The organism is Streptomyces sp. NPDC006610 (genome assembly GCF_040611575.1).
Taxonomy (GTDB): Bacteria; Actinomycetota; Actinomycetes; order Streptomycetales; family Streptomycetaceae; genus Streptomyces.
Window position 1 is genome coordinate 59,845 of the sequence record NZ_JBEXOP010000019.1, and the last position, 14,270, is coordinate 74,114.

Here is a 14,270-nt window from a genome sequence, read left to right on the forward strand (position 1 = left end):
TCGCTCTGTGTCACTTCTTCACGCGAACAGTCTTCGTGGACCGCGTCTCGAGCGTCATCTCGTCGGCGTCCGCGACCTTCGCCTTCAGTCGCACAGTACCTGTCGCGGCATCGACCACGTCCACCACCTTCGCAAGGAGTTTCGCCGTATCCGCGTTTCCGGAGGCGCCGGCGAGCTGAACGGCGCGGCCCAGTTTGGCCGTTGCTCCGTCCAAGTCTCCCGCTTTGCGAAGTTCCAGCCCCTGTTGGATGACCTGGGCCAGTTCGGCCTGGCCGGTGTAGTGGGCGACCTGGGGGTTGATCGACGTCGAGGCCGTCATGTCGTCGGTCCAGACGGCCCGTACGAGACCCTGCGCGCCGAGGTTGCGCACGCCGCCGTCGGGCTCCGGAACGACCAGCGAGACGCGGGCCGCGAGCATCTCCCGGCCGAGGCCGGCCGCCGGGACCTCCACGCATACGTGGTAGTCACGGGACTCGTCGCCCCAGGAACCGGTGGGATAGTCGCCGGCGCGCGGACCCGCCTCGGTGCGCCGGCCGGTCAGATCCACGACGGCGGGGGCGACCTGCTTGACGAACCTGATCGCGGTGTCCACCGGCGTCCACAACCGCAGGGAGACGTCCGCGACCTCCTTGCCCATGGCCGTCTCCATCATCCGCGTGAAGTCCGCGGCGAGACCGGCCGGGTCGGCGACGATGTCGGCGGTGCCGAGCAGGGCGGAGGCCACGCCTGTGACTTCTTTCACTTCCCAGTCGGTGCCCACGCCACGGGCGTCACAGGTGAACCGTCCCGCGCAGGCGTCGAGCGCGGCCTTCAGGTCCTGGGCCGACTCGTGCTCGTTGCGGCCGTCGGTGAGCAGGATGCCGTGCCGGATGGCGACGTCCGCCGAGGACAGCAGCCGGTCGGCCAGCCGCAGCCAGGTCCCGATGGCGGTGCCGCCCCCGGCGTGCAGCTTGCGCAGCGCCTGCTTGGCCTGAGCACGAGTGGTGGCGTCGGCGACGGCGAGCCGGCCGCCGCCCGGGTAGACCTCCGTGGCGACGTGCGTACCGCCGATCACCGCGAAGCGGACCCCGTCGCGCAGGGTGTCGACGGCCGCCGCGGTCGCGTCGCGGGCGTTGCGCATCTTGGTGGGCGGGTAGTCCATCGACCCCGAGCAGTCCACCATGATCGCCACGGCGGCGGACGGTCCCTGCCCCGGTGAGAAGAGATGCGGCGCCGTCACGGCGCTGCCGATCGTGCCGCCCCCGGTCGCGGTGACCGTGACGATCGCGTTGACCTCCCGGCCGCCCTCGGGCAGATACTCGTTCTGGTACACGTCCACCGAGAACTGCGGCACGCCGGACTTCGAGAAATTGGCCATGCGTTGTCGGATCCCCCTTGAAACGCCCCGTGCGGGGTGGGGCGATGACGAAGTGCGGACCGGCCCCCTCCGGTCCGTCGAGGCCTTCCCCGTGTACGGCCCTACGCCGATCCTGCCCCCTGCGCGGGGGCCGGGAACGGCACGACCGCCACTGTTACGTTGTCGTGGCCCCCGCCGTCGAGGGCGTGGCCGACCAGGACGCGGGCGGCGTGCAGCGGGCGTTCGGCGGCGTCGGGCGGCAGCACGCGGGCCATCTCGTCGGCCGCCTCGGCGTAGTTCCACAGGCCGTCGGTGCAGACCACGACCACTCCCGGGCGGTCGGGCTTGAACGCGGCGGTGTGCGGCTCGAGTTCGTAGGCGTCCGCGCCGAGCCAGCCGGTGATCGCGTGGGCGCGCTCGTCGGCGTAGGCCTCGGCCTCGTTCATCAGGCCCGCCGCGACCATCTGCGCGGCCCACGAGTCGTCCTCGGTCAGCCGGGCCGGTACGGCCGACCGGTCCAGGGGCACCCAGTAGGCGCGGCTGTCGCCGACCCAGCCGACCACCAGCAGGCCGGCGGTGACCACCGCGCCGACCAGGGTGCAGGCGGGGGCGTTCTGGTGCGGGGCGTGCTCGCGTGCCGTCTCCGGCTCGTGCGCCAGGGCGTTGACCGCCCGGGAGGCGGCGACGATCGCCTCGTGCATGGCCTGCTGCGGGTGAGCGCCCAGCGGCAGCGCCGCCAGCAGCGACTCGCCGGCCGCGCGGGAGGCGGCGAGCGAGGCGTCGTCGGGCCGGGTCGCCGAGGAGACGCCGTCGCAGACGATCGCCACCAGGGCGGGGGAGCCGTCGGGCAGCGCGGCGTGCCCGACGCTGAACGCGTCCTCGTTGCGGTGGTGGCGCAGCCCGCGGTCGCTGACGGCGGCCACCGGGCCCGACTCCTGTTCCATGTGGTCGCGTTCACGGGGCTGGGCGTGCCCGCAGTTCTGGCAGTAGCCGTCGCCGTCGACCCGGCCTACCCGGCACGCCACGCACAACGCGGCGGGCGCCACGGCCGGTTGAGCGGATCGTGCCGGTTGTACCGGTTGGGCCGATGAGGCGGGCGGCGCCGGCACGGCCGTGTCCGCCGTCTCGGCGAGGCGCGGGTCCGGGGCCTGGAGGGGGTAGTCCTCGGCCTCCAACGGGTGGTTCCCGGGCCCCGGCGGCTCCGAGGGGTACGTCGCCGGTTCCGGGGCATACCCCGTCGGCTCCGCGGCCCGGTCGAACCGCACACCGGTGGGCTCGGCGGACGGCGGCTGCGGGGCCGGGCCGTTCAGCGTGGGCGTCGGACGGTCGTCCGGCCGCGGCGGCACGGCCGACAGGTCGTACCCGCACGCACCGCAGAAACGGTCACCCGGCTCGAGCGGTTCCTCGCAGCTCGGGCACCTCGACAAGGCGGCCTGCTGGGGCATCTGCGACATCAACTACACCCATGTCCGGGGGCGGTAACGATTGGCACGTTCCACCAGCTCGATCCTCTCCTCGCCGCCCCGCGCCAGCCGGGCCAGCGTGCGGTACGAACGCTCCAGGCCGAAGCGCAGGCCCCGTTCGTCCAGGCCGCTGCCGAGCAGCGTCCGGCCCCCGGCGGCGGAAGGCGCGGAACCCTGACCACCGGAGAGTATCCAGTCCAGGGCGCACCCGAGCACCTCGGCGACCAACTGCTCCCGCCGCGCCGGGTCCAGGCGGTACGCGTCGAGCGCCTCGACCTGTGCGGCGGCGGCGGTCAGGTCCTCCAGGAAGGGTACGTCGGACCCGGCCGCCGTCCGGCGCCGCAGCCGCGCCCGCACGGCCGCCACCCGCGCGGCCGTGTAGTGGATGGACGCCTCCGGCACCGACTCCAGGGTCCGTACGGCGCTGTGCCGGTCCCCTGCCGCGAGCTGCACCCGGGCCAGCCCGAACGCCGCGCTCACACATCTCGGGTCGGTCGCCCACACCAGACGGTAGTACTCGGCGGCGTTGTCGAGCTGGCCGAGCACCTCCGCGCACAGGCCGAGGGCCAGCTTGGGGACGGTCTCGCCGGGGAAGGCGTCGTAGATCGCGTCGAAGGCGAGCGCGGCGCCCGCGTGGTCGCCGGTGCCGAGCGCGGCCACGCCCCGGTACCAGACGACCCGCCAGTCGTCCGGGCGCTCGGCCTCCAGCGCGCCGAGGGCGGTCAGCGCCGCCGCCGGGTCGCCGTTCTCCAGCCGGGCCCGGACCTGCCGCAGCCGTGTCTCGACCGACGGCGCCGGCGTCGCGGCCAGCGCGGCGAGCAGCTCGGCCGGCGCGCTGACCGGCAGGCCCGCGAGGAAGCCGGCGTTGGGGTCGGCGGGGTCGATCCGGGGGACGGGCAGCGCGAGGGACGCGGCCCCGGTGTCGACGGGCTCGACCAGCCCGGACGCGCCCCCGGACGCGGCGGCGCCCCCCGCGGCGGACCCCCGGCCCCGCCCCGCACGCGCCCCCAGCAGCGAGACCTCGCCCTCCAGCGCCGGGAACAGCTCCGTGTCCGTCACGCGCAGTTCGGGGCCGAACAGGGTCGACAACGCCGGCCGCGCCCGGCCCGTCTGGAGGGACACGACCTCCCGCAGGACGCCGGTCAGCTGCTCCGCCATCTCCTCGGCGGAGGCGAATCTGCGGTCCGGGTCGGGGTCGGTGGCGCGGACCAGCAGTCGGTAGAACGACTCGTACCGGCGGAAGACCTCGATGCGGTCGGGGTCCGGCAGGGAGTCGACGAAGACGTTGGTGTAACCCTGGAAGTCGAAGGCCAGCACCGCCAGCGTGCGGCCCACCGTGTACAGGTCGGAGGCGACGGACGGGCCGACCTCCGCGACCTCCGGGGCCTGGTAGCCGACCGTGCCGTAGATCGCCGACTCGTCGTCGTCCATGCGGCGCACCGCGCCCATGTCGATCAGCTTGAGCTGGTCCTCGGTCTGGATGGCGTTGTCGACCTTGAAGTCGCAGTACAGCAGGTTGCGGCTGTGCAGATGGCCGAGGGCCTCCAGCGCCTCGATGCCGTACGCGCAGGCCTGCTCCACCGGCAGCGGGTCGCGCCGGCCGTCGGGAGTGCGGCGGGCGTTGGCGATCTCCTTGAGGGACTTGCCGCCGACGTACTCCATGACGATGTACCCGTCCAGCGAACCGGTGCGCTGGTCGAGATGCTCGACGAAGTTGTAGATCCGCACGATGTTGGCGTGCTCGATCTCGGCGAGGAAGCGCCGCTCGGAGATCGCGGCGGCCATCGCGTCCTGGTCGCCGGTGTCCAGCAGGCCCTTGAGCACCACCCACCGGTCGGAGACCGCGCGGTCCACGGCGAGGTAGATCCAGCCCAGGCCGCCGTGCGCCAGACAGCCCGCCACCTCGTACTGGCCGTGCACGATGTCACCGGCCCGCAGCTTCGGCACGAACGAGTACGGGTGACCGCACTTGGTGCAGAAGCCCTCCGTGCGGCCCGGCCGCTCCCCGCGCGCCCGGCCCACCGGCGCCCCGCAGTCGGAGCGCGAGCAGAACCGCTTGCGCTCGGGCACCTCCGGGTTCTCCAGCACCATCGAACGCGGGTCCGGCCGCGGCACCTGCGGCACCTGCACCAGCCCCGCGCCCAGCCGCCCCCGCGAGGAGGCGGAGGAGGAGGAACCGGAGCTGCGCACCGACACCGAACGGCCGGTGGTCCGCCCGGACAGCGCCTGCGACAGCCGCCCGGACACCGAACGCCGGGACCGTGAGGAGCGCGAGGACGGCGAGGACGCGGAGCCCGCGCCGGTGCCGCGGGCACTCCCGGTGCGCGAACTCCCGCCCGACCCGGCCGTGTTCCGGCCGCCGCCCGCGACCCCGGTGGGCGGCGAGGCGACCAGGCCCGAGGGCGACACGACCGGTGCGAGGCCGCAGGTGTCGCAGTACAGCTCGCCGCCGCCCACGTCCTCGTACGATCCGTCGCAGCCGGGCCGCTGGCACCTGTCCGGTGGCTGACTCATCGCGCCGCCTCCCCCTCGTCGCTCACGTGCCCGGCCCCCGCTGCTCCTGCCGGTCCTGGGAGTCCTGCGGCCCGCCCTGGCCGGGCACCCGCGGGGCGGAGCCCAGCAGTTCGGCGGCCGCCCGCTGGTAGCGCAGCACGGCCTGCTCGGCGACGCGCAGGTCGCAGGGCGCGCTCCACAGCATCCGGCGCGCCGCGTCGTACTTCTCGACCAGCTCCGGGTCCTCGGCGAGCCCGTGCCGGGCCACCTTCGCCTTGTAGGCGTCGAGCCGGCCGCGCAGCTCGGCGCGGACCGCGAGCGGCGCGGTCACCGCGGTCAAGGACTCGCGGGCGCGCAGCAGTTCGTCCTCCGCCTTCTCCTCCAGGGACTCCAACAGCGGGGAGAGCCGGTGCCATTGGGCGTTCCTGCGGTACTCGGCGGCCGTCGCCAGCTGCTCCTGGAGCGCGGTCGGCGGCCCGCTGACCACGGGCACCTCGGTGGCGGCGATCTTCGCCAGCACCTCGCCGCGCGCGGTGCGGGCCTCGGCGAGCGTGCGGTCCGCACGGGAGAGCACGTCACGCAGCCTGATCAGCCGCTGCTCGGCGTCCTGGCGGACCGTCAGCACGGCGTCGATCTCCCGCCGTACGTCCTCCAGCGCGCGGGCCTCCCGGTCGTACACCGTCGTGTCGGGCCTGCCGCCGCCCGGCGCCGAACTGCCCTCGGCGGGGATCCAGTACGCCAGCGGGTCGGACACCACCTCCTCGCGCAGCCGGGTCAGCGTGCGCGTGATCCGTTCCAGGTCGTCGCCCGCCGGGTGCTCGCCGGGGCGCACGCCGACGGAGTGCGCGAGCTCGCGGGTGCGGCGCAGTTCGGCGGCGAGTAAATCGATGCGGGCGGGCAGCGCCGACCAGACCGCGTCGGCGGCGACGACCATGTCCAGCGACCGCGCGTACAGCTCGTTCATCCGGTCCACCAGCGCGGCCAGCGTGAACCGCTCGCCGAGCAGGCTGCCGCCGGAGACCGTGACGCACTCGCCGCGCAGCAGCTCGGTCAGCTCCGCCAGGTCCTCGCGGCTGGACCAGCGGCGCCGGGCGCGGATCTCGCGGGCGGAGCGCAGCGCGCCCGTGTAGGCGTCGAAGTACGACCACAGCAGGGTGATCGACTCCTCCGTGGCCTGCCACCGCTCCTTGGTCTCGCCCGTCAGCCCGGCGCCCTCGAGAAGTCTGCGGCCCGCGTGGTCCTGGAGGGCGAAGAGCGAGGTCTCGATGGCCTCGTGCTCCGCGCCGAGCCGCGCCAGCGCACGGTCCACCTCGTCCCGGTCCATCACCGGACCGGAGGCTCCCGTGTCGCCCATCGATCACCTCTCGTGTGCTGGTTCGCGTGTCGGTACTGCTGCGGCTCCGGGGCCCGGGGTCGCCGGTGGTCCGTCACCTGTAGGTCGGCGTCGGCGCCGTCGCCGACTCCGAGTCTCCGGGCAGCGTCGCCGACAGCCAGGTGTCGTACGCCGCCTTCCAGCCGCCGTCCCGACGGTAGTCCTCCAGGACGCGGTTGACCCGGCGTACCAGATCATCCGCCTCCTGATGCATGGCCACCCCGTAGTACTCGGTGGTGAACAGGCCGCCCTTCAGCTCCACCGAGGGGTCCTGCGCGGCCTGGCTCGCGGCCAGCGCACCGTCCGTCACCACGGCGTCCACCTGGCCGAGCTGGAGCCGGACGAGGCAGTCGAGCTGGTTGGGGACGGTGGTGGAGATGTCGGTGGAGGCGTCGAGCACGCCGGCCTTCCTGTCCGCGGCCAGCTTGTCGTACGCCGTCGAACCGGCCGCCGAGCAGATCCGCTTGCCGTCGAGCGTGTCGTCGTACCCCGTGACCGGCGAGGACTTGGGGGCGAGGACCTGCTGGCCGGTGGTGAAGTAGGGCGCGGAGAAGGCGACGTCCTTCAGGCGGGCGCAGGTGATGGTCATGGTGCGCACGACCATGTCGACCTGGCCGCTCTCGATCGCGGCGATGCGCTCGTTGGTGGGGATCGCCTTGAAGCGTATGCGGTCGGCGTCGCCGAGCAGTTCCCGCGCTATACGGCGCGCGAGGTCGATGTCGAAGCCCTCCAACTCGACGTCCCGCGCGGTGCTGTTGGGGTCGCGGTAGCCCCAGCGGTAGCTGTTCTGGTCGACGCCGACGACGAGGTGGCCGCGCCGCTCGATCTCCGCGATCTTCGCGCCGTCGGCGGTGGCGGACGGGGCGAGGGACTGGTCCTGCGGGTTCTCGCACTGCTCGGCCCTGGCGTGGGTGCCGTCGGCGACGCCCCGGCCGCCGAGGCCGGTGCTGCCGTCGCCGTGCGGCCGGGCGTGCGGCAGGTGCAGGGCGAAGGCGACCGCGAGGGCGCAGACGATCGCCATCGCGCCCACGCCGCCCCAGCCCCTGATGCTGGCCCGCAGGCGTCGTGCGAGCATGGTCGCGCCCCCCATCACCGGTACTCCGAAAGCCTGCGGCCGATGCCGAGCAGCGCGCCGGCCGCGCCCAGCACCGCGAGCGCCGCCGTGCCGAGGGGCAGTCCGGTCATCGCGTCGCGTCCGTCGCCCGCCGCCTGTTCGAACTCGCGTTCCTCGTGGGCCAGGGCCGTCGCGAGGTTGTCGTCGACGCTGTCGAAGCACTCGCCGGTCGGCTCGTCGGCCTTGGAGCCGATGACCTTCTTGAGGGCGTCCTGGTAGTCGCCGCGGTCGTCCGCCTCGCGGGCCTCGCGGTGGCGGTCCTGCCAGACCTTCATCGCGCCGCCCGCCGCTCGCACGGGACGGGCGCCGTCCGTGTCGTCGGCGAGGTCCCCGGCCTTCTGCAATCCGTCGGCGAGCTGCCGCATCGAGGTGCGGAACTCGACGTCGAACTTGTCCTCGAACTCGCCGGGCGCGGTCTCGACGGTCTCCGCGCCGCGGCTGACCAGGGTGAGGTTCTCGTTGCCCCGCGCCTTGAGGGAGGCGATGCGGGCGTCGTGGAGGACGTTCAGGGAGCGCACGCCGTGATCGTAGGAGTCGTGCAGGCCCGCGCGGGCGACGGTGTGCCCGACGACGAGCCAGAGCAGGACGGCGGCGGTGGCGGCGGTGGCGGCGACCATGCCGCGGTTCAGGACGCGGTGGGTGCGGCGGTACTCGCGTCGCTGCGCCCACAGGAGCGCGGCGAGGGCCAGGACGCCGAGGGTCAGGGCCGCCCAGGGGTAGGGGGTGGCGTGCCCGTAGTCGGCGCGCAGGCGGGTGTTCTCGCTCGCGTAGAGCCGCTCGGCCTCCGGGAGCATCTCCTTCTGCATGGTGTCGTTCGCGTAGCGCAGGTAGGCGCCGCCCAGGGGGTAGCCCTGGCGGTGGTTGGCGCGGGCGCGCTCGACGAGGCCCTTGTACTCGGGCAGGAGCCGGTTCAGCTTGGCGATGCTCGCGGCGGCGGCGGAGCCGGGGTCGGAGCTGTGGGCGGCGGTGACGAGGCGGGCGGCCGCGGTGCGGACGCCGCGCTCGTAGCGCTCGCGGGTTTCTGCCGGTTCCTGGCCGCCGGCCAGGAAACCGCTGGACGCGGCGGTGTTGGCGTCCGCGAGCGACTGGTAGATGTCGGCGGCGGCGGAGCTGAGCGGCTGGCTCTTGCCCAGCACGTCGTCGGCCGCGGCGGCCCGCTCGGTGGTCTGCCAGGCGGCGACCGCGCCGAACGCCACGACCAGCAGGGCGAGGACGGCGCCGATGACGCGCAGCCGGCCCGGTTCGGTGGTGGCGGCCGACCGCAGCCGGTCGACGCCCTCGGCGAACGCGGTGCGGCGGGCGGGAGGCACGGCCGACGGGCCGGGCGACGGTGCGGGGCCGGCGGGGGCCGTGCGGGCGTACGGCGCCGGGCCCGCCTGGGCCGGGATGCCGGGCGTCGTGGGCGCGCCGGGGCCCTGCGGCGGTGCGCTGCCGCTCGGCGGGTGTGCCACTGTTGACCTCCCCCATGGTCATCCGTCGCCGCAAGTATCCCCGCGGGGACCGGGAATCCGCACCGGCCTTACGGGATCTTGATCGGCAACGCGGCCGCCCGGTGGTGCAGTGCCCCCTGCCCATGAATACGCCCCCCGAGCCGGTTCGGTTCCCCCGCCGCCATTTCCTCTCTTCCGCCGTGGTCGGCGTCGCCGGCGGCGTGACCGGCCATGCCCGCCGTGCTCGGAGGCGTCGGCGGCGTGGCAGCTACTTGGTCGTGCTCGGAGGCGTCGGCGGCGTGGCAGTTACTTCGTCGTGCCCGGCGGCGGCAGCGGGGTGGCCGCCTGGGCCTGCGGGGAGGCGGTGTTGGCGTAGGCGGACGGGGCCGCCATGGCCGCCGTGGGGTCGGCGGCCGGCTCGTCCTCCGGCTGGGCCGGGAGGCCGCCGACGATGCGGATGCCCTCCGCGTCGAAGCGGCGCTTGATCCGCCAGCGCAGCTCGCGCTCGACGGTCAGGGACTTGCCGGGCATGGTCTTCGCGGAGACGCTCACGACCATCGAGTCGAGCAGGACGCTGTCCAGGCCCAGGATCTCGACGGGGCCCCACAGCATCTCGTTCCAGGGCTCCTCCTTGCCGAACGCCTCGCCCACCTCCGACAGCACGGCCTTGACCCGGTCCAGGTCCTCCGACGGCCGCACCGTGACGTCGACGCCGGCCGTGGCCCAGCCCTGGGAGAGGTTGCCGACCCGCTTGACCTCGCCGTTGCGGACGTACCAGATCTCACCCTTGTCGCCGCGCAGCTTGGTCACCCGCAGCCCGACCTCGATGACCTCGCCGGAGGCGACGCCCGCGTCGATCGTGTCGCCGACGCCGTACTGGTCCTCCAGGATCATGAACACGCCGGAGAGGAAGTCGGTCACCAGGTTGCGCGCGCCGAAGCCGATGGCCACGCCCGCGACGCCCGCCGACGCCAGCAGCGGCGCGAGGTTGATCTGGAAGGTGGACAGCACCATCAGCGCGGCCGTGCCGAGGATGACGAAGCTCGCGACCGACCGCAGCACGGAGCCGATCGCCTGGGAGCGCTGCCGTCGGCGCTCCACGTTCACCAGCAGGCCGCCGATCGCCGTGCCGTCCACCGACTGCACGCTGCGGTTCATCCGGTCGATCAGCTTGGTGATCGCCCGCCGCACCATCACCCGCAGCACGGCCGCGACCACCACGATCAGCAGCACGCGCAGGCCGATCGCGAGCCAGGTGGACCAGTTCTCCTCCACCCAGCCGGCCGCGTGCGTCGCGCTCTCCTGGGCGTCCCGGAGGGTGGGCACCGACGGGGCGGTCCCGGACGGCGACGGGGACGGCGCAGGCGACGAACCGGCGACGGCGGCGAACAGGGCGGTGGGCAGGGACACGGCAGGTACCTCCAGGTGCAGCGGTCTGCCTCCGGTACGCACGGGTTGCGGTCGCAAAGGTCACGGAAAGATCACCGGGCGGGCAGGCCATCCACACTAACGGGGCATTCCGCGGGCATCCGTCGGGGTGTTCGAGGGAGAGAGCGCGTACATGTGGGGATGAACTGGGGGATTGGCCGGTGGGACGATCCGTTCATGCTCCCGGGGAGGAATCCGATGTGGTCGAAAACACTCCCAGCACGTTACCGGGACATGGTGGCGCATTCACCTGGCCTGAGGGGAGACTGACTGCAGATCGTCCCGGCGCGAGCCACGCGCCGCCGGCGTACAAGGAGGCATCCGTGCCGCATGTCCTGGTCCTCAACGCGTCGTACGAGCCGCTCGGCGTCGTACCGCTCCGCCGCGCGCTCGTCCTCGTCCTCGAGAACAAGGCCGTCTGCCTCGAGGAGTCCGGCGCCTATCTGCACAGCGCGACCGTCACAGTCCCCGCACCCAGCGTGGTCCGGCTCAAGCGATTCGTACGGGTTCCCTACCGGGGGCCCGTTCCTCTGACCCGCCGGGCGCTGTTCGCCCGCGACGGGGGCCGGTGCATGTACTGCGGTGGCGTCGCAACCAGCGTCGACCACGTCATCCCGCGCTCACGCGGGGGCAAACACGTCTGGGACAACGTGGTGGCCTCGTGCCGCCGCTGCAATCACGTCAAGGCCGACCGCCACCTCGTCGAACTGGGCTGGCGCCTGCGCCACAAACCGGCCCCGCCCACCGGTCTGGCCTGGCGCATCATCGGCACCGGCCACCGGGACCCGCGCTGGCTGCCGTACCTCCAGCCGTACGGCGCGGACGACGCCCTGGCCCGGATCGACGGCATCTCCGCCTGACGCGATCCGGGCTTTCGTATGCCCGGGGGCTGCGCCCGCGGCCCTCGGGCGGGCGCCGGTCGAGGCGTGAGCCGAGGGCCGGGATCGCCGACGGCGAGCCGGCGCGGCCGGGGCGACCCCCGTCCGCCCCGGCCGCGCCGTCGTGCCCGCCCGCCGGTCACGCGTACCGCAGTTCCTCCGGACGCAGCGTCCGCCGCAGGAACGGCAGCGACGTGGCCGCCGTCAGAAGGCACACCGCGTACACCCCCACCGGCACCAGCAGAGCCGCCCACGGCACCGAGCCGTAGCCCGTGCCGATGGCCATGCCGCCCAGGCCTGCCAGGAGGACGGCCGGGGCCAGGGGGAGGGCGGTCTCCAGGAGCAGGGCGCGTCCCAGCACCGCCCGCGGGACGCCGGCCGCCGCCTGTGCGGCCAGGCCGCGGCGCCGGCTCGCCAGTGACTCGGCGGTGCCCACGGCCAGGGAGAGCAGGGTGATCGCCAGCGCGACCCCGATCGCGGCGGCCGTCAGATCGAGGCCGGTGGTGTAGAAGGCGCGGTCCAGGTACTGCGGCTTGTCCAGGACGTCCAGCAGGGACCGGCGGATGCCGACGAAGGCCGTGCCGGTCAGGGTCACCAGCAGGACCGCCGCGTGGGTGCGGGCCGCCGCCCACGGGTCGGCGCGCAGCCGTTCCGCCGCGATGAGGACCGCCGCGTCGTCCGTACGGGCCGCCAGCCATGCCCCGGTCAGCCTCGCCGTCGCGCCGGCCAGCCACAGCACGGCCGTCCCGGTCGCCACGAGCAGCACGAACACGAGCAGCGGCCCCGAAGCGCCGGACCGGCCGCCCGGCCCGTCGGACAGGGCGGCGTACGCCCCGAGCGCCGCGCCCACGAACAGCAGCACCCCCAGCACGAACAGCACCCCCGGCCCGCGCCGTGGCCGCACCCGGCGCACCCACCCCAGCGGCGAGGCCACCACCCGGCGCAGCGCCAGCACGCTCACCAGCGCCCCCACCACCGGCACCGCGACCGCCACCAGCGCGATGCCGGCCCACGCCCACACGGACGGCGACCCCCACCGCACCAGCAGGACCAGCACCGAGAACACCGTCCCGACCACCGACCCCGCCAGACACGTCAGCCCCGCCTCGGCCCCCGCGATCCGCCGCACCTGCCACGGCGAGGCGCCCGCCAGCCGCAGTCCGGCCAGCCGCCGGTCCCGGTGCACCGCGCCGATCCGGGCGCACTGGCCCAGGAATCCGAACACGGGGATGAGCAGGAGCAGCAACGCCGTCACCACGCCCTGCCGCTCTCCGGGGCGGTCCAGCAGGCCGTGGGCGATCCCGACGTCGTGCCACCCGCGCAGCGACGCCAGCACCACGGCGGTCAGCGCGAAGCCGGTCGCGAGCAGCGCGCCCAGCGCCGTGAGCACGATCCGCCACCACTCGTGCCGGTCGGAGCCGAGCACCAGCAGCCGGGCCAGTCGCAGGTCCGCGCTCACCGGCCCGCCTCCGCCCGGTGGGTGTCCGCGACGGTGACGGCACCGTCGTGCAGTGTGATCTCACGGTCCGCGTACGCGGCGACCCGCGCGTCGTGCGTGATCAGCAGCACGGAGGCGCCCGCCTCGCGGGCCGTGTGCACCAGGACGGTCATCACCTGCTCGCCGGCCAGCGAGTCCAGGGCGCCGGTCGGCTCGTCGGCGAAGACCACCTTCGGGCCGGTCACCAGCGCCCGCGCCAGCGCCACCCGCTGCGCCTGCCCGCCGCTCAGCTCGCCCGGCCGCAGCTCCTGCTGCCCCCGCACCCCGAACCGCTCCAGCCACTCCCCGGCCCGCGCCCGCGCCTTGCCGCGCCCGGTCCCGGCCAGCAGCAGCGGCAGGGCGACGTTGTCGATCGCGGTCAGCTCGGGGATCAGCTGCCCGAACTGGAACACCACCCCGAACTCCGTGCGCCGAAGCTCGCTCAGCCGCTCCTCGGGCAGCTGGTCGACGCGCTCGCCGGCGTAGGTCACCGCGCCCTCGTCGGGCCGGACGATGCCGGCCAGGCAGTGCAGCAGCGTGGACTTTCCACTGCCGCTCGCGCCGGTCACGGCGAGGATCTCGCCGGCGGCCAGCTCGACCGAGGCGCCGCGCAGGGCCTTGGTCGCGCCGTGCGCCTTGACCAGGCCGCGGGCCGCGAGCAGGGGCGTCGCCCCGGCCGCGCGGGCGGCGCTCCCGGTGGTGAAGTCTGCGCTCATGTCTTGTCTACCTCCGCGGTGAGGGGAGCGAGCCGGGCGGCGGTGGTGGTCATCCAGCGCAGGTCGGCGTCGAGGTGGGTGAGGGCGTAGTCGGCGGACAGGACCGTCGAGAGGTCGGCGCCGACGGCGGTCTTCACGGCCGTCAGCTCGCGCATCCGCGCCATGTGCGCGGCGCGCTGGTCGCGCAGGTAGCCCTCCGGGTCGCCCGCGGCGAGGATCGCCACGACGACCTTGGCGAAGATCTCGTTGGCGACGAACGGCGCGGGCGGCGTGACCTCCCTCGCCCAGCGGGCCAGTTCGTCGGCGCCCTTGGCCGTGGCGCGGTACAGCGTGCGCTCGGGGCCGTGGTCGGCGTCGGTGCCCTCGACCTCGGCCAGTCCGTCGCGGACCAGCCGCTGCAGGGTCGTATACACCTGCCCGTAGGCCAGCGGGCGGGCCTGCGGGAAGCGTGCGTCGTGCCGTCGCTTGAGGTCGTAGCCGTGGCTGGGACCCGTGGCGAGCAGCCCGAGCAGTATGTGGCGGGTGCTCATGATCCTCAGTATGTACTGAGTACATGTACTGAG

Annotated in this window: 11 protein-coding genes; 1 reads left to right on the forward strand and 10 read right to left on the reverse strand. The window is 74.2% G+C overall.

Features of this window, described 5'->3' with window-relative positions; translation table 11 throughout:
• Nucleotides 1-10: 10 nt before the first annotated feature.
• From ABZY13_RS17535 to ABZY13_RS17565, 7 genes are all read right to left on the reverse strand, one after another.
• Nucleotides 11-1,357, reverse strand: coding sequence for a VWA domain-containing protein (locus tag ABZY13_RS17535; RefSeq protein WP_356631549.1), 1,347 nt, complete (start codon nt 1,355-1,357; stop codon nt 11-13).
• Nucleotides 1,358-1,458: 101 nt separating this feature from the next.
• Nucleotides 1,459-2,790 (reverse strand): protein phosphatase 2C domain-containing protein, encoded by a 1,332-nt coding sequence (locus ABZY13_RS17540; RefSeq protein WP_356631551.1) that lies wholly within the window; start codon nt 2,788-2,790, stop codon nt 1,459-1,461.
• Nucleotides 2,791-2,793: 3 nt separating this feature from the next.
• The gene (locus tag ABZY13_RS17545; protein ID WP_356631553.1) at nt 2,794-5,313 is read right to left on the reverse strand and encodes a tetratricopeptide repeat protein; all 2,520 of its coding nucleotides are present in this window, start codon (nt 5,311-5,313) and stop codon (nt 2,794-2,796) included.
• Nucleotides 5,314-5,335: 22 nt separating this feature from the next.
• Nucleotides 5,336-6,646 carry a hypothetical protein gene (locus tag ABZY13_RS17550; RefSeq protein WP_356631555.1) on the reverse strand — a complete coding sequence of 437 codons (1,311 nt, stop codon included), beginning with the start codon at nt 6,644-6,646 and terminating at the stop codon, nt 5,336-5,338.
• Between the two features lie 73 nt (nt 6,647-6,719).
• Nucleotides 6,720-7,739, reverse strand: a complete 1,020-nt coding sequence (locus ABZY13_RS17555; RefSeq protein ID WP_356631557.1) for a glutamate ABC transporter substrate-binding protein — start codon at nt 7,737-7,739, stop codon at nt 6,720-6,722.
• Between the two features lie 14 nt (nt 7,740-7,753).
• Nucleotides 7,754-9,229, reverse strand: a complete 1,476-nt coding sequence (locus ABZY13_RS17560) for a hypothetical protein (RefSeq protein WP_356631559.1) — start codon at nt 9,227-9,229, stop codon at nt 7,754-7,756.
• A 285-nt stretch (nt 9,230-9,514) separates the two neighbouring features.
• Nucleotides 9,515-10,618 (reverse strand): mechanosensitive ion channel family protein, encoded by a 1,104-nt coding sequence (locus ABZY13_RS17565; RefSeq protein ID WP_356631561.1) that lies wholly within the window; start codon nt 10,616-10,618, stop codon nt 9,515-9,517.
• Between the two features lie 341 nt (nt 10,619-10,959).
• Here ABZY13_RS17565 and ABZY13_RS17570 point away from each other — a divergent pair, with 341 nt between their 5' ends.
• On the forward strand, nt 10,960-11,496 hold the full coding sequence (locus ABZY13_RS17570; RefSeq protein ID WP_188179413.1) for an HNH endonuclease: 537 nt from the start codon (nt 10,960-10,962) through the stop codon (nt 11,494-11,496).
• A 157-nt stretch (nt 11,497-11,653) separates the two neighbouring features.
• On the opposite strand, the gene ABZY13_RS17575 is transcribed toward ABZY13_RS17570, so the two are convergent.
• Genes ABZY13_RS17575 through ABZY13_RS17585 form a run of 3 tightly spaced genes read right to left on the reverse strand, consistent with a single transcriptional unit; the run spans nt 11,654 to nt 14,237 of the window.
• The gene (locus ABZY13_RS17575; RefSeq protein WP_356631563.1) at nt 11,654-12,973 is read right to left on the reverse strand and encodes an FtsX-like permease family protein; all 1,320 of its coding nucleotides are present in this window, start codon (nt 12,971-12,973) and stop codon (nt 11,654-11,656) included.
• A complete protein-coding gene (locus ABZY13_RS17580) occupies nt 12,970-13,707 on the reverse strand; it encodes an ABC transporter ATP-binding protein (RefSeq protein ID WP_356631565.1) in 738 nt (245 codons plus the stop codon). The genes ABZY13_RS17575 and ABZY13_RS17580 overlap by 4 nt, the downstream gene beginning before the upstream one ends.
• A complete protein-coding gene (locus tag ABZY13_RS17585; RefSeq protein WP_356631567.1) occupies nt 13,704-14,237 on the reverse strand; it encodes a PadR family transcriptional regulator in 534 nt (177 codons plus the stop codon). The genes ABZY13_RS17580 and ABZY13_RS17585 overlap by 4 nt, the downstream gene beginning before the upstream one ends.
• Nucleotides 14,238-14,270: the final 33 nt, after the last annotated feature.

What these genes read in the sequence shown, in the direction of transcription:
- ABZY13_RS17535 (WP_356631549.1), bottom strand. Translation starts at nt 1,357, where the DNA reads ATGGCCAATTTCTCGAAGTCCGGCGTGCCGCAGTTCTCGGTGGACGTG.
- ABZY13_RS17540 (WP_356631551.1), bottom strand. Translation starts at nt 2,790, where the DNA reads ATGTCGCAGATGCCCCAGCAGGCCGCCTTGTCGAGGTGCCCGAGCTGC.
- ABZY13_RS17545 (WP_356631553.1), bottom strand. Translation starts at nt 5,313, where the DNA reads ATGAGTCAGCCACCGGACAGGTGCCAGCGGCCCGGCTGCGACGGATCG.
- ABZY13_RS17550 (WP_356631555.1), bottom strand. Translation starts at nt 6,646, where the DNA reads ATGGGCGACACGGGAGCCTCCGGTCCGGTGATGGACCGGGACGAGGTG.
- ABZY13_RS17555 (WP_356631557.1), bottom strand. Translation starts at nt 7,739, where the DNA reads ATGCTCGCACGACGCCTGCGGGCCAGCATCAGGGGCTGGGGCGGCGTG.
- ABZY13_RS17580 (WP_356631565.1), bottom strand. Translation starts at nt 13,707, where the DNA reads ATGAGCGCAGACTTCACCACCGGGAGCGCCGCCCGCGCGGCCGGGGCG.
- ABZY13_RS17585 (WP_356631567.1), bottom strand. Translation starts at nt 14,237, where the DNA reads ATGAGCACCCGCCACATACTGCTCGGGCTGCTCGCCACGGGTCCCAGC.